Here is a 24399-nt window from a genome sequence, read left to right on the forward strand (position 1 = left end):
GTAAGTGGGCGATACAGAGAATCCCTAAGTGGGAAAAATAATAGTAAATGAAAAGAAAGAAGGCAACCAAATGTCAGTAGCACGAAAAACTGCTAAGTCTGCCATGACGATTATGGTATTTCTATTGTTCAGTAGGTTTCTTGGTTTTTTAAGAGAGCAGCTCATTGCAGCTCGATATGGAGCTGGGGTGGAAGCGGATGCTTATTTTATTGCGGTGGCAGCCAGTACTTTTTTAGGGGCGGCTATCAATGCAGTTTTACATACTACCCTGATTCCTATTTTTTCGGAGATAGAAGAGAAAAAAGGGAAGCAGGCCAAAATTCAACACATGAATAATATTCTCAATGTTGTTGTCTTGGCGATGCTAGGTCTTACGATTATTGGGTGGATTGGATCCCCTTATATTATTAGAGTGATGGCTAGGGGGTTTGAGGGAGAACAATTTCAGTTAGCAGTAACGCTAAATCGAATTGGATTCCCCATTATCATTTCTATCGGAATGGCATCGGTTTTGACAGGATTTCTACAAAGCAATGGAAAGTTTGGGGTTCCAGCTGCTACGGGTATCCCGATGAACATCGTTTTTATTGGTTTTTTAGTATTCTTAGCCCGCTCCTATGGGATAGAAGGACTCATGGTGGCCTCCCTAGTAGGCTGGTTTACGACGGTATTAATACAAATGCCATCATCATATAAATTAGGGTACGCTTATCAATGGCGACTTGACTTAAATGACCCATATTTAAAAAAGGTACTTATCTTAGCAGGACCCATTGTAATCGGAACCGCAGTCCAGCAGTTGAACACAATTATTGATAGAAGTTTGGCTTCTGGGCTAGAGGTAGGAAGTATTTCTGCACTGAATTTTGCCAGTAAGGTAGATACCTTAGTGATTGCTCTGTTTGTATCTGCAATTACAACGGCAATTTTTCCCACTCTTGCCCAGGAATATGGAAAGCAAAATATTTCTGGAGTGAAGAATGTAATGGGCCATGGAATCAATATGATTTTATTGATTATGGTGCCTGCTACAGTAGGTATCATAGTTTTGGCGCGTCCATTAATTCAAGTATTATTTGAGCGTGGTGAATTTACAGCTCGGGGAACTGAGATGACTGCTATTGCCTTGGGCTTTTATTGTGTAGGGCTAGTGGGCTTTAGTATCAGGGAATTGCTCAGCAAGGTATTTTATGCAATGCACGATACACGAACGCCTATGATTAATGGGGTGATTGCAGTTGGCATTAATATTATCTTTAACTTTCTTTTGATTGGTCCATTGAAGCATGGAGGTCTAGCATTGGCCACCAGTATATCTGGTCTAACATCTGCTGTTTTATTGGCCGTAAACCTGAAAAAAAGATTGGGTAAAATCGGGGGTAGAAATATAATCATTAGTTTCTTAAAAGTTAGTTTTGCAGCCTTAATGATGGGAGTTATGGTATATTTAACTCATCAGGTGACTAGTGGGTATTTGTACGGAAGTTTTTTGTTAAGTGTCACTAGTTTGGGTATAACCGTATTGGTAGGATTTTTGGTGTACTTTGCACTGTGCTATTTTTTAAAGGTAAGGGAATTTCATATCCTACTAAATCAGTTGATGGGAAAGGTTAGGGGAACTTTGAACTAATAAATGAAGGGGTGGCAACTTGAAAAACACAATTAATTTAAAAACAATTTCTCTTCCTCAGTTAAATGGTCTATGTCCAACGCTTGAATCTACTGCGCTTAAAATAGCAGAGGAAAATGGAGAGTTATGTAGAGCAATCGGAAAATTCAGGGGATTAAGTGGAGAAAGAGATACACTAGAGACCCAAGAGGCATTTAAGGAAGTGGCAAAGGAACTATTAGATGTTGCACAAACTTCTTTTACAATGATGTTTTTATTAGAAAAAGAGCATGGGATCGATATTGAGTCTTATATAGAAGAGCATATAGAAAAACTAATTAAAAAGGGTTATATCAATACTGGTTTAGCAGAAGAGGAAAGTGCTTGTAAATTAGAAGGGCTACCAAAAAAATTAAGAGAAGAATAAAGAAGACCAAAAGGTGTGTCATTCCTATTAGGGAGACACACTTTTGGTCTTCTAATAAATAATTAATGATTTTTACTTTTAATATACTGACATATTGCCTCGGTCATATCCTTGGTGGTAGCTGTACCCCCGATATCACTTGTAGTATATCTACCCTCCTTGATAACGAATTCTACAGCTTGGCGGATTCGTTTTGCAGCGGATTCCTCTCCTATATAATCTAGCATCATGGTGGCGGAGAGAATGCAAGCTGTCGGGTTTGCCATGTTTTTTCCCGCGATCAAGGGAGCACTACCATGAACGGCCTCAAAGATAGCGATATCGTCTCCTATGTTGGCACCGGGAACAAGTCCTAAACCACCTACTAATCCAGCCGCTAAATCAGAAATAATGTCACCGTAAAGGTTTGGGAGTACCAGCACATCATATCTTTCGGGGTACATGACCAGCTGCATGCACATATTATCTACGATGACCTCTTCGTATTCAATTTCTGGATATTCTTTTGCCACACTTCGTATGCAGTCTAAAAATAACCCATCGGAAATTTTCATGATATTAGCCTTATGAACAGCTGTGACTTTCTTGCGTTTATGCTTTCTGGCATATTCAAAGGCTGACTTTCCAATTCGCTTAGATGCTTTTTCGGTAATCACCTTGATGGCTTCTGCTACACCCTCGGTAACCAAATGCTCGATACCACAATATAAGCCTTCGGTATTTTCTCTAAAAATGACTAAATCAATATTATCAAAGGGCGTTTTAATACCGGACATACTTTTTACCGGTCGAACATTGGCATAAGTATTATATTTTTGTCTTAGGGTAACATTAATACTTTTAAACCCTGTGCCAATAGGGGTTGTGATGGGTCCTTTGAATGCAATTTTGTTTTTTGAAATACTGTCTATTAGTTCATCGGGAATGTATTGACCAGTTTCAAGATAAGCAGTTTCTCCGCCATTGACGACCTCCCAATCAATTGCCACATTAGCAGCCTCGATGACCCTTTGTACTGCTGTGGTGACCTCGACCCCAATGCCGTCTCCTGGTATCAGTGTAATTGTTTTCATTTAGTTTTCCCCCATTGTGGTCATTTTGGTTTTAATATAATTTAAATATCCCCCAGCTAAGAGAATATCAATATCTCGTGATGAACCTGTAAATGCTGCATTAAAAGTAATGTCTTTTGATTTATTATAAATTGTGAATTCAGAGTCATTGGTTAGTGAGTACTTTAAACTCTTGATTTCTAAATCATCCATTTCGTCGATGGCATTATAATCCTTTAAATTAACAAACTCCAAAGGAATAATACCACTATTGATTAGATTTTTCTTGTGAATTCTAGCAAAAGACTTAACAATGATTGCCTTAATGCCTAAGTGTAGTGGGGCTAGGGCGGCATGCTCTCTACTGGAGCCTTGACCATAATTTTCTCCTCCTACCACAATTCCTCCGTTATTTTCGTCACACTTTTTCCAAAAGTTTTCATCTATGGTGCTGAAGCAAAACGTTGAAAGATAAGGAATGTTAGAACGATAAGGTAACAGCTTTGCATGGGAGGGCATGATATCATCGGTGGTGATGTTGTCACCGGCCTTCAATACTGCCTTTCCGGTCATTCCTTCTGTCAGCATATGATTAAGTGGAACGGGTTTAATGTTAGGACCCATGATGACGGGCGTATCGATGTTTTTATTGTATAGAAAATAACTGTCACTGCTGGCATAGGAAAGGGGCTCATCAATGTATATGTCAGCGCCTAAACTAATGGGATCCTCAAGACATCCCTTAATAGCAGATATGGCTGCGGTTTCTGGACTGACTAAATATACTTCAGCATTTTCTGTACCACTTCTTCCGCAAAAGTTACGATTGAAGGTTCTTAGGGAAATGCCGTTGTTTTTAGGGGACTGCCCCATGCCAATACAGGGACCACAGCTACATTCTAATATTCTGGCCCCGGCACTGAGAAAAGTAGAAAGGGCACCATTATCCGCCAGCATCTTTAAAATTTTACTAGATCCAGGTGAAATTCCTAAATCCACATCTGGATGCACTGCACTGTTCTTTAAGATGGCAGCAGCCTTCATTAAATCCTTATAGGATGAGTTGGTACAGCTACCAATGAGGACCTGATCTACCTTCATTCCTTTGATGTTTTCTATGGTGTCAACATTGTCAGGACTGTGGGGCTTGGCTGTCATGGTGGTGATTTTTGAAAGATCTATTTCCATGGTTTCATCATATACTGCGTCTCTATCTGCCGACAATGCGACCCAATCCATTTCCCTACCTAATGATTTTAAGTAGTAACGGGTATTTTCATCACTGGGGAAAATTGAGGTTGTAGCACCTAATTCAGCTCCCATGTTGGTAATCGTGGCTCTGTCGGTTAAGGATAAACCTTTTAAACCTTCGCCAGAATATTCTACTACCTTTCCGACCCCACCCTTTACAGATAACTGCTTTAAGATGTATAGGCTTAGGTCCTTTGCGGAAACCCATGGATTCAATGCCCCAGTCAGTTTGATATTTAGAACCTTCGGTACTGTTAAGAAATAAGACCCACTAGCCATGGCAGTGGCAACATCTAAACCGCCGGCACCTATGGCTAACACCCCCATGCCACCGCTGGTAGGGGTGTGACTATCAGACCCCAACAAGGTCTTGCCTGGTATAGAGAATCCTTCTAAATGCAATTGGTGGCAAATCCCATTGCCTGGCTTTGAAAAATGAATGCCATATTTACCTGCAACACTTTTAATAAAGGCATGGTCATCGGCATTTTCAAAACCGATTTGAAGTGTGTTGTGATCGATATAGGCCACTGATAATTCTGTCTTGATCTCCTTGATATCCATGGCTTCTAATTGAAGGTAAACCATGGTGCCCGTAGAATCCTGCGTTAGGGTTTGGTCTATTTTAATCTCTACTTCACTTCCGGGTATTAACGTTCCTGAAATTAAATGATCTTCTAATATTTTATAAGTTATATTCTTGCCCATTTATATCACCTCATTCATTAATATTGTAATTGGCTTATGCAGTTAAATTTCTTTCCCTAAGGACTTCCTCATATAAGCTGAGTAATTCCTTGTCGTTCAAGGATCTCTTAAGTGCAATGGATACATTTCTCACCTTTATGAGTAATTCATAAGATGAAGCGTCATCTATATGGATGCCATGGAAGGATAATCTGTTTTTGATGGCAGCTGATCCTGAATGTTTTCCAATGAGTATTTTTCTCTCGAGGCCTAGATCCTCAGGTTTGATGATTTCATAGGTTAATGGATTTTTGAGGGCACCATCTGCATGAATTCCAGACTCGTGATAAAAAATACGTTCTCCTGTGATTGCCTTCCAAAAAGGAATCTCTCTATTAGAAGCCTTTGCCACATAAGCACATAGGTCTTTTATTTTTTCAATGTGATAATTGGCGTGTTCAAGGTTCATTGCATATTTTAAAGAAAGGATAACCTCTTCTAATGATGCATTTCCTGCTCGCTCTCCTAGACCATTGACGGTGGCTCCTAAGTATGTGGCACCAGCCATAGCACCTGCGATGGCATTTGCCGTTGCCATGCCTAAATCATTATGTGTGTGCATTTCGATGTCGATGTCTACTGCTTCCTTTAAAAGCTTAATTCGATTATAGGTCGTGATTGGATCTAAAATTCCAACGGTATCACAAAATCGAACTCGATTGGCGCCAGCTTCCTTTGCAGCTTTGAAAAAATCAATTAAAAATAGGTCATCTGTTCGAGATGCATCCTCTGCATTAACAGAAATATATAAACCATTGAATTTTGCAAATTCTGTGGCCTTGACCATTTGTTCTAGAACTCGATCTCTGGTGGAATTTAATTTATGTGTGATATGGATGTCTGATGTAGATATGGATATGGCAACAGCATCTACCCCACAATCAATAGAAGCTTCGATATCCTTAATCACAGCTCTATTCCAGCCCATGATGCTGGCCTTCAAGTTACTCTTCACAATTTTTTTGATAACATCCTTTTCATCGCTGCCCATGACAGGAATACCAGCTTCGATTTGATCTACTCCTAATTCGTCTAGCATTTTTGCAATGAAGACCTTTTCTTCATTGGCAAAGACCACCCCAGCAGTTTGTTCTCCATCTCTTAAAGTGGTGTCTAGTAATTTTATTTTTTTTGTCATAATCCTTCCCCCCAAAAATTTAAAATGATTTAATTAGGATTATATATGCAATATTACAAAATGTCAATTGCAATTTACTAAAAAATGAATTATTTATTTAAAGATATTGCACTATGGGGTTAAAATGAGCCTTGTAACTTCTATAAATCGACAAAAATGAATGTTGAAAATTAAAATAAGTCAAATTATTGCAATTTGAAGGATTTCACTTGGAATAAATAGGTTTTAAGTCATAAAAAAAGGAAGTAATATCATTATTTAATAAAAATGCTTGGAATGTAAGGTAAGATGGAACTTTTGGAGCGTAGAAGGTTTGCTTTAAATGAAATTTATAAATATATAAAAGTCATTTGTGCTATATTAAAAAAAATTCAATGCTCAAAGTATCTTATTATTCTGATTTTGCCTACTCCCAATGAAAACCCCAAAAAAGCTGTTGATTTTTTAAAATATGTATTGACAGTTATTTCAAGATCCTGTATGATCTAACTGTATTAAGTGTATTACATCTTTTAATACAGTCGGGAGGTACATATGATCTATTTAGATTTGAAAGATCGCAGACCCTTATATGAACAGATTAAGGAAAAAATGAAACTCTTGATGATCAAAGGAGTGTTAAAATCCGATGAGAAAATCCCTTCGGTAAGAGAGCTGGCTCAGTCATTGACCATTAATCCAAATACAATTCAAAAAGCCTATCGGGATTTAGAAAAGGAAGGATTTATCTATTCTGTCCGTGGCAAGGGAAGCTTTGTAGCGCCCTTAGAAAATGTCATCAATCCCGTTAGACAAGATGAATTAACAGAGGAATTAAAAAAGATTATTGCAGAGCTGATGTATATGAATACCTCTAAAGAACAGTTAATTGATTACATTAATGAGATTTATAAAAAGGAGGTTCGATGAAATGATTGAAGTAAAGAATTTAAGTAAATCCTTCGGAAAGTTCAAGGCACTAGATGATCTAAGTGTTCATGTGAAAAAAGGCTCGGTATATGGACTGCTTGGACCCAACGGTGCGGGTAAAACAACTTTAATCAAACACATTGTAGGGGTTTATCGTCAAGATGAAGGCGTGGTCACAGTAGGGGGTGCGTTGGTTTATGAAAATCCTACAGTTAAGTCAACAATCGTATATATACCCGATGACTTATACTTTTTTTCTCAATATAGCATTGCGGAAATGGCAAAATTTTATGCCAGTCTCTACCCCACATGGAATCAAGAACGCTATGAATGTCTAAAGAAGGTATTTCCCATTGATGACAAAAGAAGAGTCACAAAGCTATCTAAGGGAATGCAAAAGCAAGTTGCCTTTTGGCTTGGCATATGTATTATGCCCCAGGTGATGATTCTTGATGAGCCTGTGGATGGTTTGGATCCTGTAATGCGAAAAAAAGTGTGGAATCTCATGCTTCAAGATGTAGTCGAGAGAGAAACCACAATATTAGTTTCCTCCCATAATTTACGAGAACTAGAGGATGTGTGTGATCACGTAGGAATACTCCATAATGGCAAAATTGTAGCGGAAAGAGAATTAGATAACATGAAGTCAGATATTCATAAGCTACAGGTAGCTTTTCCAAATAAAGTGCCTAAAGATTTCTTGAAGGAAGTGGAAGTGCTCCACAGATCAGAAAGTGGAAATGTATTGTTGCTTATTGTAAAAGGAGATAAAGAAGAATTGCTTTCTATCATACAAAAATCAAATCCAGTCATACTAGATGCACTGCCATTAACATTAGAGGAAATTTTTATTTATGAGTTAGGGGGGATGGGCTATGATATTGAAAACATCATTATTTGATAAAGGGTTAATATTAAGTGATGTAAAACGTTTCTGGTGGGCCAGTGCCCTCTATACGCTATTATTATTCTTCATCCTACCACTGAAACACATCATGCTAAAAAATGCCATGCACGAGGAATGGATTAGAAATCAAGTGGTGGATTCATTAATAATGAATGTACATCAAAGTGAATTTCAAATCATATTAATGTTGGTAATGCCGGTGATCTTGGCGGTACTGGTATTCAGATACATGCAAAAGAATAATGCAGCTTCCATGATGCACAGCCTGCCCTACACGAGAAAGACCCTGTATTGTAGTCATAGTGCTGCGGGATTTGTACTGCTTGCTCTACCTATCATCTTAAATGGTCTTGTATTGATGATTTTGCAAGGCACTACGAATTTAGGAGAATACTATTCCTTCTTAGATATAGTAGGGTGGGGAGGACAGACTTTAATTTTAAATATTTTATTCTTCAGTGTGACCATTTTTGCAGGGATGTTTACCGGGAGCTCCATAGCTCAAATGGTGTTTAGCTATATTGTACAAATACTACCTGCGGGAGTATATATATTATTCAAACATAATATAGGACAGTTAATTCATGGCTATAGTAGTGCTGGTAGGCTCCGTGATCCTATTTTAGATAGACTTCCGATATTTGTATTACTGAACAATCGAGCAGGAGTCCGATATATTTCCACATGGAGTGTAATAAGCTATTTATTGATTGCAATTGCGCTTTTTATCATAGGCTACTATGTATATAAATTAAGAAATTTAGAAGCATCAGGAGATGTGGTGGCTTTTATAGCCATTCGTCCGGTTTTCAAATTTGGGGTAACAGTTTGTAGTATGTTATTGGGTGGAATTTATTTTACAAGTATTGCAAGAGGTAGTTTCCCTACTTTGATCTTTGGATATGTACTGAGCTCCTTTTTAGGCTATTGGATTGCTGAAATCCTGATGGAAAAGTCTTTCAAGGTTTTAGGAGCCTATAAGGGTTATGTGGCTTATACCGTCATCATGTTGGTGGTGTTAATGGGAGTCCAAACCGATGTGACAGGTTATGTAGGACGGATCCCGGAAGCTGAAGAGGTTGAAAAAGTTTATTTGGGTTACAATGGAGACGTATGGATGGATATTGAAAGCGAGGTTCAAAAAACAAGAGATAGTAGTGATGTAATGGATTTTAGTGGAAAATTATTTGAAAGTGAAGCCAATATAGAAAATATGATAGCCTTTCATGAGGAATTAGTGAAAGAACCAACAAATAAAATAGGAAGATACCAATACATCGTTTATGGCTTGAAAAATGGTCAATATCTAAAGCGATACTATGCCATAGATGAGCAAAGATATGCAGATCAGTTAAGGCCGATTTATGAATCTCTAGAATATAAACAAACAAGATTTCCTGTTATTGAGCAAAGGGAATCAGATATTAAATGGATTGAAATAACCGATGAGCGGATACAAAAGAAATCTGCAATGCTTATAGATTCCGCAGAAATTCATGGGTTCATCAAAGCACTTCAAATGGATATAGAAAATGCCACCTATGAAGATTTAGTAATGGATAGGGGGAGATCCGTAAGGGCAATCATTATGGATCAAAATGAAAGGATTATAGAATACGCAATCAGAAACCAAAATAAGTTTGTGGAGCAATGGTTGAAGGATCAAGGTTATTATGAAGAGGTGATCCTCATGCCAGAGGATGTGGAATATATCGTTCTTGATAAGGTTAATTCAAGTGATTCACGTAAAAGGGTGGAAGTAAGAGATAAAGCAGTGATAGAGGAACTCGTTAAAGTTAGTGCTGAATTTGGATATGACCACACGAAGGAAAATGTAAGTGTTGCTTTTTATATGACGGGATTCTCAAGGCATCCAGAATATATGTACATACAAGCAAATGATTCTAACTCTGAGAAGTTGAAGGCGTATATCAATCAATTAAATGAGTAAAGAACAATGTGCAATTTCATGGTGTACCACCCCTGAAATTTCTAGGTTTCCAAATCCTTTGATGATGTTTGCCAGAGTTCACTTTAATAATAGTAGCTTGTGGATATGAGCCCAGCAGTTGAACTAGATCACTGTGTAAGGGTGATTATTGAAACGTTATGTGATGAAGCAGAAGAAAAAATACAAGGATAGAGAAACGTCATGTAAGGTGGTGAAAAAGTAGGCTAATCAATTAATGGTTAGCCTACTTCTCCATTGGTCTAGCTTATAAAGTAACTTTATCTGATTTATATATTGTGTTAATTTTCGATTCGCATAGTTCCTCTGGTGAACCATCAAATACAATTTTTCCTTGATTGATTCCTATAATTCTTTTGCCATAGATTTTTGCCAATTCAACCGAATGGAGGTTGATGATCATGGTTATTTTGTCTTGTTCATTAATTTTTTGTAATAAGCCCATAACTTCTTTAGCAGTGACAGGATCGAGACTGGAGACAGGCTCGTCACCTAAGATGATTTGAGGTTGTTGTATAAGTGCTCTAGCAATACCAACTCTTTGCTGTTGACCACCGCTTAATGATTTTATAGGTCGCTTTGAAAAACCAACGAGACCTACCTTTTCCAAGGACTCCTCCGCTTTAACGATACACTCTGGAGGAAATCTTTTGAAAATAATGTATAATTGTGAGAGGTATCCAAATCTCCCTGTCAGTACATTGGTTAAAACATCCATTCTAGGAATTAAATTATACTGTTGAAAAATCATAGCCAGATTGCGACGATACAGTCGCAGTGATTCTCCCGTTAAACTCATAATTTCTTTTTCTTCAAAACATATTTCTCCTTGAGAAGCATCAATTAATCGATTGATACAACGAATAAGTGTAGATTTACCAGAACCACTCAAACCTAGTATCGCAACGAACTCACCTTTTTCCACATGAAGATTTACATTATCTAAAGCAAAGACTTCACCCTTCGTATATTGTTTGCTCAAATTTTTGATTGCTAATTGCATATCTAAATCACCCTTCTTCGAATAATGCCACCAATGTAATCGATGATAATAACCATTGCCATAATGACTAGACAATCCACTGCAACTTTATTATACTGGAACATTTTAAAATGGATACTTAAAAGTTGTCCTACTCCACCAGCTCCGACTAAACCAAGGACAAGAGAAGCTCGAACACTTACTTCTAAACGATAGAAGGAGTTGGATAATACATGAGGAATAACTTGGGGAAGAATACCATACAAGATAACAATATTCTTTTTTGCACCTGTTGAAGTCATCGCTTCTTGGGGACCTATATCAGCGGATTCTATAATTTCTGAGAAAAGTTTTCCCATTACGCCAACATTATGGAGGGATAGGGCCAGCACTCCTGCAAATGGACCTAGACTGACTGTGGGAACAAATATAAGTGCAAAAACAATTTCTGGTACAGAACGTAAAAAACTGAGCATTCCTCTAAGTGTCGTATAGATAGACCAATGAGGAGAAGTGTTTTTTGCACTCAAAAAACTAAGTGGAACAGCTAATAAAAATGCCACCGCGGTCCCCATAATAGCTATCTGAACGGTAATAACAGATTCACTTAGGGCTAAAGGCAGAACACTCCAATCTGGATTTAGAAAGCTTCTCTTTAGAAAGTGCAAAGTGTTTCCAAAGTCTTTAAACATTAAGGGATTGAAATTTGTTCCCAAAGCACTCCAAATAAGAACCACAAGAAGGCCTATCCAAAGATAGACCTTTTTATAATTATGGGGGGGATTTAATTGAATTTTATTTGAATCCTTTACTTTTACTTCTTTTATCATCTTGTACTACAACCTTCCGTCAGCTTTTGCAGCCTGTCTTACTGGCTCATAGTCCTTATCTTCTGCTGGTGCAAATCCACTGGCACCAAATACATCTAGTATTTCGCTGTCATCAACTGATAAAAATGCATTGACAAAGGCTTCTTTTAACTCATCAGAAGTTCCCTTTTTTACAGCCCAAGGATATTGAAATAATGGTTCTGATTGCCAGATTACTCTAAATTGTTCTCCATCAATTACATTATTTCTCTTCATGACTTCAAATATGGCACTATCAACAGCACCCACTTCTACTTTTTTCTCTTGCACTGATAAAGCAGCAGCATCATGGCCTCCAGTATAGAAGATTTGTTTGAAATCAGTATCGGTTTGGTCTCTAAAAACGCCTCTTTCCTTTAAAGCAAGGGTGGGGATTAGAGAACCAGAAGTAGAGTTAACATCAGCAAATGCAAACTGAAGATCTTCTACATTATCAATAATATCATCTAAACTATTGATGTCAGAATCTGCGTGAACAACCATATAAGAATAGTAGTAAGGCTCTCCATTGACTAATAAAGTCATAATAGCCTCAGCGCCACCTGTTTCATTGGCAATAATATAGGTTAATGGACCGAAGTATGCCATGTCAACCTGGCCATAGTTCATGGCTTCTACGACTCCATTGTAATCAGGATAAACTTCTACGATCACTTCAGTGCCTAATTCCTCTGAAAAATGCTCCCCCAGTTTATCCATGGCAGCCTTCATATCTCCTTGATTTTGTGTAGGGATAGCTCCAATAATGATTTTTTCAGGGACAATAGAGGCTACCTCTTCTTCTTCCATAGAAACACTAGGTGTATCTTCGGTGCTGCAGGCAATTAATGACGCGCTTAATATTAAGATTAAGATAAGTAGTAAGACCTTTTTCATTTTTTATTCAATCCTTTCTTCTTGTAGTTTTGATTAGTTCTGATGAAAATTTGTTAAATATTTCTCGTAACGTATACTATATTAATTCCAAAAGAAAATTAAAGCAACAGAAAAGTGCTTGTATTCAAATATTTGATAGTTTTCAATAAAGTCATAGGAATTTGAAATAGTGCTGTTTAAATATTAAATATATCAATGAGAGGTGCTTTGATTATTGATTTTTGCAATACAGTGTTAAAACTATTGCAAAGCAAAGTTAACTCTTATAATATTGGTTCAGTCAACACTGGGATTATCCTAGATCATTAAATATAGTATGGGAGAGAAGAAAGAGAAGAAAGAAAAGGGAAGGATCGCAGAGAGGGGACTTTAGTTATGATCGGGACTGATAATAAGAAAATTATTTTCTTACTTGAGATGAGAATGTTTGCTTATGATCTACTAAAACATACATTTTGTCAAGAACCATCTAAAAACTTCATTGAAAATCTAATAAAAGAAGAAATAATGGAAAATTTTCCTTTTATTGAAGACAGTCAATCCATTGGCCAAGGAATAAATGAAGTTAGTGGCTATTTCATTAACATGTCAGAATTTCAAGATGAAGAATATGAAAAATTACACTGGGATTTTACTAAAATGTTCATTGGTCCTAACTTTTTACCAGCTCCACCTTGGGAATCGGCATACTTGAATGAGGATCGTTTGTTATTTCAAGAAGAAACATTAGAAGTAAGAAAAAAATATTTGAAATATTACTTTTTACCTAAAAATTATCCTCATGAACCTGATGATCATATTGGTTTGGAACTAGATTTTATGTATAGATTAAGCAAGCTGACTATTGAGCTAGCAGAAAAACAAAATACAGAAGAAGTAATAAAAGTATTAAACGATCAAGACACTTTTTTAACAGAGCACCTACTACAGTGGATTGATAGATTTACTGATGATGTCATATACCATGCCGACACAGATTTCTATAAGGGAATGGCTAGAGTACTAAAGGGGTACTTAGAATTAGATAGAACAATTATAAAAGATTTATTAGGATTTTAAAAAAGTATACAAGATTGTTCTGAAAATAATCTATACCAAGGGGGATAGTATAAAGAATGATAAACTTTATAGAGCGGACAATAAATCATAAATTGAGTAGGCGTTCATTTTTAAAATGGAGCGCTATTTCTTCTACTTCAGTCATGTTGGCAGGATATGAAAATGTATTGGCTGAGATGTCAGTAGAAGAGGCCCAGGAGATAAAAAAAGAAGAAGGAAAGTGGGTAACAGCAGCTTGTTGGCATAACTGTGGTGGGAGATGTTTAAATAAAGCCTATGTTGTGGATGGAATGTTGATTAGGCAAAAGACCGATGATACCCATGAGGACAGTACTGAATTCCCACAGCAGAGAGCTTGTGCCCGTGGAAGAGCACAACGAAAACAAGTTTTAGGAGCAGATCGCTTGAAATATCCTATGAAAAGAAAACACTGGGCTCCAGGGGGAGGAAATAAAGAACTTCGTGGTAAAGATGAATGGGTAAGAATTTCTTGGGAAGAAGCAATAGACATCGTTGCCGATGAGTTAAAGAGAACCAAAGAAAACTATGGAAATGAATCGATATATTTACTTAGAGGAGCAGAAATGCAAAGACCTATTTCTCTATTTGGAGGATATGTGTCTAACTATGGGAGTCGATCTAGGGGCGCTTGGGAACAAGCGATGAAGCCTATATTGGGCGTCAGTAGAAAAAGTCACATCATTAACGATAGGATGGATTTATTAAATGCGAAACTAATTGTTTTATGGGGAAATAATCCAGCTTGGAGCTCTGCAGGATTACCTATGTATAATTTATTACAGGCTAAAAAGGCAGGAGTCAAATTCATTTCAGTAGATCCCTTCTATAATGCCAGTGCCAGCGTTTTGGCTGATGAGTTTATACCAATCCGACCTGCAACGGATACACCCCTATTGTTAGGAATCGCATACGTAATGATCACTGAGGATTCTCCAGAAAGACCATTAATAGATTGGCAATTTCTAAATCGATGTACAGTGGGCTTTGATGCAGAACATATGCCCCAAGGAGCAGATCCCAAGGAAAACTTTAAAGATTATGTATTGGGAACCTATGATGGAACCCCAAAAACACCTGAATGGGCATCTGAAATTACTGGAACACCCATAGAAGTAATACGGTCTTTTGCATTAGAATTAGGAACAACAAAACCTGCAACTGTTTTATTTGGGTGGAATTCTGCAAGGATAGAAAAGGCACAGCATGTACCACTTGCACAAGTAGCTGTAGGTGCCATGACTGGAAATATGGGAATACCGGGAGGGGCGTTTGGAGTAAGCTGTCAAGAGCCCGCAACCAATGGTGGACCAGCTTTGGTTAGACCAGGAGATAGTCAGTTACAAGCAATAAAGAATCCTTTATCTAGCGTTAAACTTTGTAGTAATGAACATTGGAATGCCATTTTAACAGGGAAATATACTGCTGGAAAAGATGATATAAAGGATATTGATATTCGAATGATTTATCATAGTGGCCACTCTAGCTTAAACCAAACCAATAATACAAATAAGGGTATCAAGGCACATAAAAAAGTTGAGTTTGTTGTTACGAATCAGTTTTCACTTAATCCAAACGCAGCTTATTCAGATGTTGTACTTCCCATTACAACTCAATGGGAACGTTATGGAACGGTACTGACAGGGAATAGAGAAATATTAATTTGGGCAAGTCAAGTAATCGAACCTTTATTTGAAGCAAAAGATGATATGTGGATAGCAAAAGAAGTTGGTAAACGTTTAAGTATTGATTCTGTAGAAATAGAGCCACTATCTTTGAAACAACAAATATTTAATGAAATTGCAGGTGCAAGTGTCATGAAAGAGAATGGTACAGGCTACGAGCCTTTAGTCACGATTACTGAGGGGGATATTAGTGAATTTGATGTAGAAGGGACACCTCAATTAGGCAGAATTTCGATTATGGAGTTCAAAGAACAGGGGATTTATCAAGTTCCTCGAAAGCAAAATGACAAGTTTGTTTTTATTAGCAATGATAAGTTCAGAGAAGACCCTGAGAATAACCCACTAGATACGGAAAGTGGTAAAATTGAAATTCATTGTAGACAACTTGCAGAAATAGTTACCAATGCTGGATGGAATGAAGGTTATCCTATTGCAAAATATGTTCCACCTACTGAGGGTTATGAAGCTACATATGCTGATTGGAATAAAAAAATAAAAGGGAAATATCCCTTACAATTATGTAACATACATATTCAACGACAAACCCATTCTGTTATGGGAGATGTACCTTGGCTACGAGAGACCTTTCCAAACGATATCATAATCAATCCGAAAGATGCTAAAAGTCGAGGGATCAAAGATGGAGATGTCGTTAGAATGTTTAACGATCATGGGTCTGTCATACGAAGGGTATATGTGACTGAACGTGTGATGCCAGAGGTTGTATTATTAGGTCAAGGCTCATGGGTTGATTTGGATGAAGAGGGAAATTGCAGGGCTGGATCGGTTAATATACTATCTGGAGACTACCCTTCGGGGCCAAATATAGAGTCTTTTCAAGCATGCATCGTTGAAGTGGAAAAATATGAAAAGCAGCTTGAACCAGATCATAATTGGCCTCAACGAATTGTCTTATAATGACTTATTTGGGATTGTAGAAATGAAGGCATGAGCTCACATTATAATACCAGATGGGAGGAATAACAATTGGGTCAAAAGGGGTTTTTCTTTAATATGGAAAGCTGTATTGGTTGCAAAACATGTCAGATCGCATGTAAAGATAGAAATGATTTACAAGTAGGATTGCTTTACAGAGAGGTAATAACTGTTGAGGGGGGGGAATTCCCCAAGCCGTGGATATATCATGTGTCAATGTCATGTAATCATTGTGAAATACCAGTATGTGTTGAAAATTGTCCAGTAGGTGCAATGAATAAAGGTAAGGACAATGGGGTGGTAGATATAGTCAAAGAAAAGTGTATAGGCTGTCAGAGATGTGTCAAGACATGTCCCTATGGAGCACCAAAGTATTTAGGAAATAAAATAAAAAAAGTTGGCAAATGCAATCTGTGTGTAGATTTACTTCAAAAGGGTGAAGAACCTGTCTGTGTTTCTGCTTGTATTATGCGAGCACTACACTTTGGAGATTTAAAAGATTTAATCAAAAATCATGGGCCATTAGAGGATATTATAGGACTGCCTAATTATCATATAACCCGGCCATCATTTACAGTAAAATCTAAAAAATATTCACTAAGGAACCCTTAAAATATAGATTTTATAGTGGAAGATAGGAGGTAAGAAGTACTTGCTTACAAAATATCTAGTAAAGAAAATCATGTCAGAAAGACATGCTATTGTGAAAGGCCAGTACTGCTTGAATGTCCGTAATAAGAAAGAAAAATGTAGAAAATGCATAGAGATTTGTCCTGTTGAAGCTATTAAACAAAAAGAAACAATTATTGTTATAGATAAAAATAGCTGTAATGGTTGTGGTATATGCAATGTAGTCTGTCCTTCTCAAGCTCTTGAGTTGTCAGGACTGTCTAAAAAAATAGATAATTCTAAGTTAGATAAAAAAGCTATTTTAATTGGATGCCAAGAACACAATGAGCAAATGGATATTATGTTTTCTTGCCTAAATGGTATCCATGCAGAGTCAATAGCAGCACTGCTATTGAAGCTAAAGGAAAAAGACATTTATTTCAATGTAATTGAGTGTAAAAATTGTAATATTGAGTCTGATAGTTTCATACTAGAGAATGCTTTAAAAGAAGCGAAAAAATTCATAGACTCCTTAAAAATCACTATTAATATGGAGCTGATATATAAAAAAGAACATCTACCGATATATGATGAAACAAAGCTAACTAGAAGAGAACTTTTAAGTCTGATTACAAAAAAATCAGGCGAGATAACCCAAGATATAACTAATCATATGTTTATTGATTCTAAAGAAGGTAATTTAAATCACCGAGAGGGTTTACTTAATGCTATCGAGAATTTAGGCGAGGCTATTGACGAAAATACACTGATTAATGAATCGTTGTTTACAACCTGGGATGTCAATTTAAATTGTGATGGATGTAGTTTTTGTCAAGCAATTTGTCCATGGAATTCTTGGCAGATCGAGGAGAACGAGGATCAGCTAGTTATAAAGCATAGTGCAAGAACATGTAGATCCTGTGAGCTGTGTTTTAAGCTTTGTCCTAACAAGGCGATTGAAAGAGCGAGCTGTAGATTATACTATTTACAACAAGATATTATTAAAAGAGAAATTCATTTAATATCTTGTTCAAGATGTTTTACAAAATATATTTTGAAGGACAATGGTGTTGAGGTATGCCCTAGCTGTGCTAGGAGTCAAATTAGAAGATTTGTATAAACTTTAAAGATTAGATATGCGTAGTAGCATATGATCTAAATGTGCAAAAAAATCATGGGAAAAATTTCCTATACTGTTCTGCTATGACCTGGGGATTCGATAAAGTCTCTTGATTTAAATGACTGGATTTAGGGCAAAATACCTTTATTCCTTAAAAGAGAGGTGGTTATTTGAAAGACATTATAGAAGACAGTTTTCGCTACGAGAAAATATTTAGCGAAAATAGCTATTTCGGAAACCCCAAAGGAAAAGAATTTGAATTTGCTCAGGGAACACTCCCCATCATAATATCTAGTCCTCATTCTGTTCATCAAATAAGAAAAAACAAGATTAAATTTGTGGAAGTGTTTACAGGAAGCTTAAATATACTACTGAACAAAGACACTGGAGTGCACTCTCTATTTAAATTAAAGTGCTCTGATTTAGATGATAATTTTGACTACAACACAAGATATAAAATTTTTTTAAAAGAGATTATAGAAAAGCACAACATAAGACTTGTGATAGACCTCCATGGAATGAATGACAATCATGGGCTAGATATCGACATCGGAACAAAAGAAAATCTAACATGTTCCAATGAATATATATCTACTTTAAAGGAGTGCTTTAAATTCAATGGAGTAGAAATGATCGGAGATAATCAAATATTTAAAGCCCTTCCTGAGGGGACAGTAACTTCTTATATTCATTCCATCACTAAGGTAGATGTGATGCAAATAGAGATTGCCAATAAAAACAGAAACATCTATAGGAAGGAAAATCAAGAAAATTATCTTAAAGCTTATCGCTCTCTAATTTCATTTATATTTAGGGTAACAAAAAAATTAGAACATTAAAAGGAGCTCTCGGGCTCTTTTTTCAACTAATACTGAATAATGCTCTGAAATAATGCGAATTATGTAGTTATCAGGTGATTGGAGTTGCAAGTCATTGAGATATTACCTATAATGAACATGATGTGTAAAGTTGGAAAAATGATGAATGATGAATGATAAATATAAGTAGATAACCCAAATCTCTGATTTGGCTTAAGTCACTTAGTCTGTTTATCTCCGGAGGAGTTTTTTTATGAATAAGAAAGAGACAAAGACAATACTGGTTATTGGTGGCGGGGCTGCTGGTATGATAGCTTCTATTGCAGCAACAAGGCAAGGCGCCCAGGTGATCATTCTTGAAAAGATGAATCGTGTGGGGAAAAAAATATTAGCCACCGGGAACGGACGCTGTAATTTAACAAACATACATACAGATCTAATACATTTCCATGGAAATAATGTACAGTTTATTCGAAGTGTCCTAGGACAATTTTCTGTAGAAGAAACCATAAACTTTTTCGAATACTTAGGCATAGCTCATAAAGTTGAGGAAGGCAAGGTATATCCCTTTTCAGATCAAGCTGCCAGTGTATTGGATGTGCTACGTTATGAAATGAATCAATTGGGAGTAAAAGAGCACTGTGATGCAGAAGTAAGGGAGATTCATGCCACTAAACAAGGATTTACATTAGCGCTGTCAAATGGAAAACAAATTAAAGGTGACAGAATTATTGTGACAACTGGGGGAAAAGCAAGTCCCCAATTGGGATCAAATGGTAGTGGGTATGATTTGGTTAAACCATTTGGACATCTATTGATTCCACCTTTTCCAGCATTAGTTCAATTGAACTTGAAAGCACATTTTTTGAAGGCATTAAAGGGAGTTAAGTTCAATGGTTTAGCTGAGGTGAACTCAAATAACAAAAGCCTAAGAAGAGAAGAAGGGGAAATTTTGTTTACTGATTATGGGATATCAGGTCCCCCAATTTTACAGCTGAGTCGCAAGGCAGGAGAAGTCCTGCAAAATAAGGAGAAACCATGGATTCAATTAGACCTATTCCCGCATTTAACCACGGAAGAGTTAAAGGAACAGCTCATGATACGATTAGGCTATCAGCCTGAAAAGCCCTTGGACTTTGCGTTGATTGGATTGCTCAATAAACGCCTCATTCCAGTGGTGCTAAAGGAAACAAAAATCCAACCGATCCAAAAACTATCCCATGAAGTTTCTGATGAAGAAATGAACAGATTGGTCAGTTTTTTGAAAGGGTGGCGAATTGAGATCGAGGGAACCCAAGACTGGAAACAGGCCCAGGTGACTGCCGGAGGAATTGATGTAAATGGCATTAATCCTAAAACACTAGAATCAAAGCTTGTTCCAGGGATGTATTTTGCAGGAGAGATACTGGATATAGATGGTGATTGTGGTGGATTCAACCTCCAGTGGGCATGGTCTTCGGGTTATATAGCTGGGGAGCAGGCCGCAACAGAGTAAGCTTTAGTGAAAGTAAAATCAGTAAGAAGAAGAGAGGAAGAGGATCTATGTTACGTGTACCAGAAATCAAGGTGTCCTTAGATAAAGGGGAAGAAACCTTAAGAAGTGGCATCCTTAAAAAATTAAGAATACCAGAAGCAGATTTGATTGATTATCATATCTATAAGCAGTCAATTGATGCCAGAAAGACTGACGAAGTGTATTTTGTTTACACCGTGGATGTAAAAATAAAAAGTGAGCAAAACACATTTAAAAGAATTAAAGATCGTAAAATTACATTGACTCCCAATATGAAATATGAACATGTAAAATCTGGAGACAAGCCACTACAAAGCCCACCTATTGTTGTGGGAATGGGACCATCTGGCCTGTTGACAGGATTGATTTTGGCTGAAATGGGTTATCGACCGATCCTGTTAGAACGTGGAAAATCCGTTGAAGATCGAACAAAGGATGTAGAAAAGTTTTGGCAAGAGGCGCAATTGTATGTGGATTCAAATGTTCAGTTTGGAGAAGGTGGGGCAGGAACTTTTTCCGATGGGAAGTTGACAACCCAAATTAAAGATAAAACCTGCCGAAAGGTACTAGAAGTATTAATCGAAGCCGGGGCACCAAAGGAAATTATGTATGAAAACAAACCCCATGTAGGCACCGATATTTTAAAGGGTGTTGTGATGAATATCCGCAATCGAATTGTTGCATTAGGGGGAGACGTTCGGTTTGAAAGCAAGATGACGGATCTAGTACTTGAAAAAGGTAAAATTGTTGGGATAGAAGTGAATCATAAAGAAATCATCAATACGGAGGTTGTGGTAGCGGCTTTAGGTCATAGTGCTCGGGATACCTTTGAGATGTTCCACGAAAGAAAGGTAAATATACAGCAAAAACCTTTCTCTATTGGTGTGAGAATAGAACATCCCCAACAATTAATCAATGAAAATCAATATGGATCCTTTGCTAACCATCCTAAGCTAGGGGCAGCGGACTATAAATTGAACCACCATTGCGAAAATGGACGTTCCGCTTATACATTCTGTATGTGTCCAGGAGGCTTTGTTGTGGCAGCTGCTTCAGAGGAGGGGGCTGTGGTGACCAATGGGATGAGTAAATATGCTCGAAATCAAGAAAATGCCAATAGTGCACTATTGGTTGGTGTTTCCCCAGAGGATTACGGGAGTGATCATCCTTTAGCGGGGGTGGCATTCCAAAGAAAATGGGAGCAAAAAGCATTTGAGTTAGGAGGAGGCAATTATAAGGCTCCAGCTCAACTTGTGAAGGACTTCCTGGCAGATAGACCTTCTAGGGAATTTGGAACAGTCAAACCTTCCTATACACCAGGGATTACCTTAACGAATTTAAGGGAATGTTTACCGGACTACGTGATTGAAGCCATGAGAGAGGCAATTGTTGCCTTAGATAAGAAATTAAAAGGCTTTAAGATGGACGACGCAATCATGACGGGAGTCGAAACAAGAAGCTCCTCGCCAATCCGAATTCAACGAGATGAGAACTGTGAAAGCAATATATCCGGATTATACCCAGCAGGAGAAGGGGCAGGATATGCCGGTGGAATCGTCTCAGCAGCTGTAGATGGTATTCGTGTAGCTGAAGTAATTGCTAAGAAATATGCTCCATTTAGATAAAGAGGATTTTGAAATATAAATTCAATGGATTGACAAAAATAAGTCCTTAGCTAAATTTAGCTAAGGACTTATCTGATTCCAAGTGGACTTCTTCTAAATGTTCGTGGGTTGTTGGCTAAGAAAATGATTATGATAGATTGCAATAGAAATGCTAAACATTGGAGTATAGTAAATTTCAACACCTGATTTTGTGTTTCTAGTTCATTGGATTTACAAAGATTTATGTATTTTTGATAAACTTTTACACGATAAAATATTTGCATAATTGGATAGGCAATTCCAAATACAGCAATGATTGCATATTTCATGATATCTAAAATGATTGAGGCTTCAAAATTCAACAAATATGGCAGGGAAAATAATAAAATACCTCCTAAAAATACTTTGGGCAAAATTTTTCGTGCCATTTTAGCCTGTATTTCTTTTCGTTCATACCACGTAGTTGTGTAGTCACTCTGGAATATAGTTGGAATATACTGCGTTTCCATTTCTGTAAACTCACCGGGTAGCAATAAACGCATTTTTCTAAGATGATTATAAATATAGAGGACTAAGGCTAAGAAAGCATATAAGTAAAATGGATTAAATGTCATATAGATCTCCTTTGTGTGTCGAATTCTTGTGAGATAGTACAACCCTATATAATCATTCTACCTAAAACAGAAAAATCCTGCGTGAATAAAAGAACGCACTAGATACCTGATGCGTTCTTTTTTAAGAGCTATGACGTCCTTAAATAAACAACTGCATATTAGAAGACAGCGCGTCCTTCAAATAGGTTTGTGCATCTACAATTTCAACCTCGGGGATCAACTCATCTTTTGTGAGCCCCATGATATCTAATGAAAGCTTGCAGCCATAGAATTTTACCTTTTTCTTACGGGCACCCTTAAGGAAATCCTCCAGCATAGGGGCATCCTTGGCCTCCATCATTTCCAATAACATGGATTTTCCGACGCCGCCATAATTCATATGGGATAAAGGCAGGGCTTCGGGTCCCCTAGGGGTCATCATTTCAAACATTTTTTCATAGGCAGATTTACCCTCTAGGTCCATTTTGTCGGGATCTCTTAATAAAAAAAGTCCCCAGAAGGAAAAAAACATTGTGACGTCAACATCCATTTCCTTGGCTGAATTGGCTAGGATTAACCCTGCTAAAGCCTTATCATAATCCCCACTAAACATGAGAAGGTTTAAGCTCTGTTTTTGCTCTTGTTCCATAAATGTATTCCTCCTTTGATTGATTCAATGGACTTATTGTAACCGAAAGTGGCGACATTTATGAAAAAACCCTGCCATTAAAATGGAAGGGTCAATGATCATTGTTATATTTTTCATGATAATAGCCTTTATGCTTAACAATTCTTTTTAATAAACTGATAAAAATATCAATTTCACGATAGGTATTGTAGAAACCAAAGCTAACTCGAACCATTCCAGGGTGAAATAGAGTGGTCTCCCCTGTCCCTTTGTCTAAGTAAGAGATTATTAAGAAAAAAAGCAAAGAGATTCTTGACAAATCCTTTAATAAATAGTAGTATGAAAAATAACCGAGTGAACGCTATGTTGGGAGGAAGGTGCTAAAGGATGACGGATACAAGAGAACGTATAGTAGAAATTGCCGTTAAGCTTTTTATGCAAAAGAGCTTTAAGGAAGTTACTATAAAAGAGATAGTTGAGAAAACTGGAGTGTCCCAAGGGGCTTTTTTTCATTATTTCAAAACAAAAGAAGATTTATTTTTGGAAATAATTGGAAATGTTTTATCCTCCGCTGATGGCTATTATGATAGTCTTACCAAAGATTCCTTACAGCAATTTTATAGTCAATATATACATACTTTTTTAGGTAACTTTTTGCCTGAATTCATTTCTACAGAGGATGGAGATTCTGGGATGAACTATTTTGCACTCTACTTTGAAGCAATAAAAATTTTTCCTGATTTTAAACACAAAATAGCTGACATTCATGAAATTGAATTTAATAATTGGAAGTCGGTAGTTTCGAAGGCAAGGGCTAATGGAGAAATCTCCACGGTTATGAAGGATGAAGAAATAGCTAAGATGTTTATAAACTCTGGAGATGGATTAGCACTGCATAGTATTTATATGGGGTATAGCAAGGAAGATGCAACAAATAAGTGGATAGCTCTTTGGGATAGCTTTTATGAAGTGCTGAAAAGTAAAAACTAGATGATTATTAAAGATTCAATTTCAAATTTTAAAATGGAAAATAGTTTCCATTTTTTTGCAATAAAAACATACCGATTACTCGGTATTTAA

At 36.9% G+C, this 24399-nt stretch carries 22 protein-coding genes and 1 pseudogene; 14 read left to right on the top strand and 9 right to left on the bottom strand.

What is annotated here, in order from left to right:
* The first annotated feature begins 28 nt into the window (after positions 1-28).
* Both murJ and AMET_RS06515 read left to right on the top strand, forming a co-directional pair.
* Positions 29-1630 (top strand): murein biosynthesis integral membrane protein MurJ, encoded by a 1602-nt coding sequence (gene murJ / locus AMET_RS06510; protein WP_012062560.1) that lies wholly within the window; start codon positions 29-31, stop codon positions 1628-1630.
* 19 nt (positions 1631-1649) lie between these two features.
* Positions 1650-2036, top strand: a complete 387-nt coding sequence (locus AMET_RS06515) for a MazG-like family protein (protein ID WP_012062561.1) — start codon at positions 1650-1652, stop codon at positions 2034-2036.
* A gap of 62 nt (positions 2037-2098) precedes the next feature.
* Here AMET_RS06515 and AMET_RS06520 read toward each other — a convergent pair whose 3' ends face one another.
* The 3 genes from AMET_RS06520 to nifV are packed head-to-tail and all read right to left on the bottom strand — an operon-like array spanning position 2099 to position 6224.
* A complete protein-coding gene (locus AMET_RS06520; protein WP_012062562.1) occupies positions 2099-3109 on the bottom strand; it encodes an isocitrate dehydrogenase (NAD(+)) in 1011 nt (336 codons plus the stop codon).
* Positions 3110-5047, bottom strand: coding sequence for an aconitate hydratase (locus AMET_RS06525; RefSeq protein WP_012062563.1), 1938 nt, complete (start codon positions 5045-5047; stop codon positions 3110-3112).
* Between the two features lie 34 nt (positions 5048-5081).
* Positions 5082-6224, bottom strand: a complete 1143-nt coding sequence (nifV, locus tag AMET_RS06530; protein ID WP_012062564.1) for a homocitrate synthase — start codon at positions 6222-6224, stop codon at positions 5082-5084.
* A gap of 534 nt (positions 6225-6758) precedes the next feature.
* Between nifV and AMET_RS06540 the strand changes: the two genes are divergently transcribed.
* From AMET_RS06540 to AMET_RS06550, 3 genes are read left to right on the top strand one after another with little or no spacing between them, the layout of a single operon-like run.
* Positions 6759-7133, top strand: a complete 375-nt coding sequence (locus AMET_RS06540) for a GntR family transcriptional regulator (protein WP_012062566.1) — start codon at positions 6759-6761, stop codon at positions 7131-7133.
* A 1-nt stretch (position 7134) separates the two neighbouring features.
* A complete protein-coding gene (locus AMET_RS06545) occupies positions 7135-8034 on the top strand; it encodes an ABC transporter ATP-binding protein (protein WP_012062567.1) in 900 nt (299 codons plus the stop codon).
* The gene (locus tag AMET_RS06550) at positions 8009-9991 is read left to right on the top strand and encodes a DUF6449 domain-containing protein (protein ID WP_012062568.1); all 1983 of its coding nucleotides are present in this window, start codon (positions 8009-8011) and stop codon (positions 9989-9991) included. Before AMET_RS06545 ends, AMET_RS06550 begins: the two co-directional genes overlap by 26 nt.
* Positions 9992-10256: 265 nt before the next feature.
* Here AMET_RS06550 and phnC read toward each other — a convergent pair whose 3' ends face one another.
* The 3 genes from phnC to phnD are packed head-to-tail and all read right to left on the bottom strand — an operon-like array spanning position 10257 to position 12736.
* Entirely contained in the window at positions 10257-11012 is a 756-nt protein-coding gene (phnC, locus tag AMET_RS06555; protein ID WP_012062569.1) for a phosphonate ABC transporter ATP-binding protein, read from the bottom strand.
* Positions 11013-11014: 2 nt separating this feature from the next.
* Entirely contained in the window at positions 11015-11821 is an 807-nt protein-coding gene (gene phnE / locus AMET_RS06560; RefSeq protein ID WP_012062570.1) for a phosphonate ABC transporter, permease protein PhnE, read from the bottom strand.
* A 6-nt stretch (positions 11822-11827) separates the two neighbouring features.
* On the bottom strand, positions 11828-12736 hold the full coding sequence (gene phnD / locus AMET_RS06565) for a phosphate/phosphite/phosphonate ABC transporter substrate-binding protein (RefSeq protein ID WP_012062571.1): 909 nt from the start codon (positions 12734-12736) through the stop codon (positions 11828-11830).
* Between the two features lie 375 nt (positions 12737-13111).
* Here phnD and AMET_RS06570 point away from each other — a divergent pair, with 375 nt between their 5' ends.
* The 8 genes and pseudogenes from AMET_RS06570 (at position 13112) to AMET_RS06600 (ending at position 22119) form a co-directional block, all read left to right on the top strand.
* Positions 13112-13795 (top strand): TorD/DmsD family molecular chaperone, encoded by a 684-nt coding sequence (locus AMET_RS06570; protein WP_012062572.1) that lies wholly within the window; start codon positions 13112-13114, stop codon positions 13793-13795.
* Between the two features lie 56 nt (positions 13796-13851).
* A complete protein-coding gene (locus AMET_RS06575) occupies positions 13852-16416 on the top strand; it encodes a molybdopterin-dependent oxidoreductase (RefSeq protein WP_012062573.1) in 2565 nt (854 codons plus the stop codon).
* 96 nt (positions 16417-16512) lie between these two features.
* A pseudogene (locus AMET_RS27315) lies at positions 16513-16557 on the top strand (hypothetical protein); the annotation flags it as partial.
* A gap of 93 nt (positions 16558-16650) precedes the next feature.
* Entirely contained in the window at positions 16651-17046 is a 396-nt protein-coding gene (locus AMET_RS06580; protein ID WP_330368706.1) for a 4Fe-4S dicluster domain-containing protein, read from the top strand.
* Between the two features lie 40 nt (positions 17047-17086).
* Positions 17087-18163, top strand: a complete 1077-nt coding sequence (locus AMET_RS06585) for a 4Fe-4S dicluster domain-containing protein (RefSeq protein WP_012062575.1) — start codon at positions 17087-17089, stop codon at positions 18161-18163.
* 170 nt (positions 18164-18333) lie between these two features.
* A complete protein-coding gene (locus tag AMET_RS06590) occupies positions 18334-19002 on the top strand; it encodes an N-formylglutamate amidohydrolase (protein WP_012062576.1) in 669 nt (222 codons plus the stop codon).
* Positions 19003-19234: 232 nt separating this feature from the next.
* Positions 19235-20476, top strand: coding sequence for a BaiN/RdsA family NAD(P)/FAD-dependent oxidoreductase (locus AMET_RS06595; protein ID WP_012062577.1), 1242 nt, complete (start codon positions 19235-19237; stop codon positions 20474-20476).
* A 47-nt stretch (positions 20477-20523) separates the two neighbouring features.
* Positions 20524-22119: an NAD(P)/FAD-dependent oxidoreductase gene (locus AMET_RS06600; protein WP_012062578.1), complete on the top strand. Its 1596-nt coding sequence runs from the start codon at positions 20524-20526 to the stop codon at positions 22117-22119.
* 68 nt (positions 22120-22187) lie between these two features.
* Here AMET_RS06600 and AMET_RS06605 read toward each other — a convergent pair whose 3' ends face one another.
* The 3 genes from AMET_RS06605 to AMET_RS26845 form a co-directional block, all read right to left on the bottom strand.
* A complete protein-coding gene (locus AMET_RS06605; RefSeq protein ID WP_012062579.1) occupies positions 22188-22712 on the bottom strand; it encodes a hypothetical protein in 525 nt (174 codons plus the stop codon).
* A 139-nt stretch (positions 22713-22851) separates the two neighbouring features.
* The gene (locus tag AMET_RS06610) at positions 22852-23340 is read right to left on the bottom strand and encodes a DsrE/DsrF/DrsH-like family protein (RefSeq protein ID WP_012062580.1); all 489 of its coding nucleotides are present in this window, start codon (positions 23338-23340) and stop codon (positions 22852-22854) included.
* A gap of 91 nt (positions 23341-23431) precedes the next feature.
* On the bottom strand, positions 23432-23554 hold the full coding sequence (locus tag AMET_RS26845) for a hypothetical protein (protein WP_278184240.1): 123 nt from the start codon (positions 23552-23554) through the stop codon (positions 23432-23434).
* Between the two features lie 152 nt (positions 23555-23706).
* Here AMET_RS26845 and AMET_RS06615 point away from each other — a divergent pair, with 152 nt between their 5' ends.
* On the top strand, positions 23707-24309 hold the full coding sequence (locus AMET_RS06615; protein WP_012062581.1) for a TetR/AcrR family transcriptional regulator: 603 nt from the start codon (positions 23707-23709) through the stop codon (positions 24307-24309).
* The last annotated feature ends 90 nt before the right edge of the window (positions 24310-24399 follow it).

Source organism: Alkaliphilus metalliredigens QYMF (assembly GCF_000016985.1).
Classification (GTDB): Bacteria; Bacillota; Clostridia; order Peptostreptococcales; family Natronincolaceae; genus Alkaliphilus_A; species Alkaliphilus_A metalliredigens.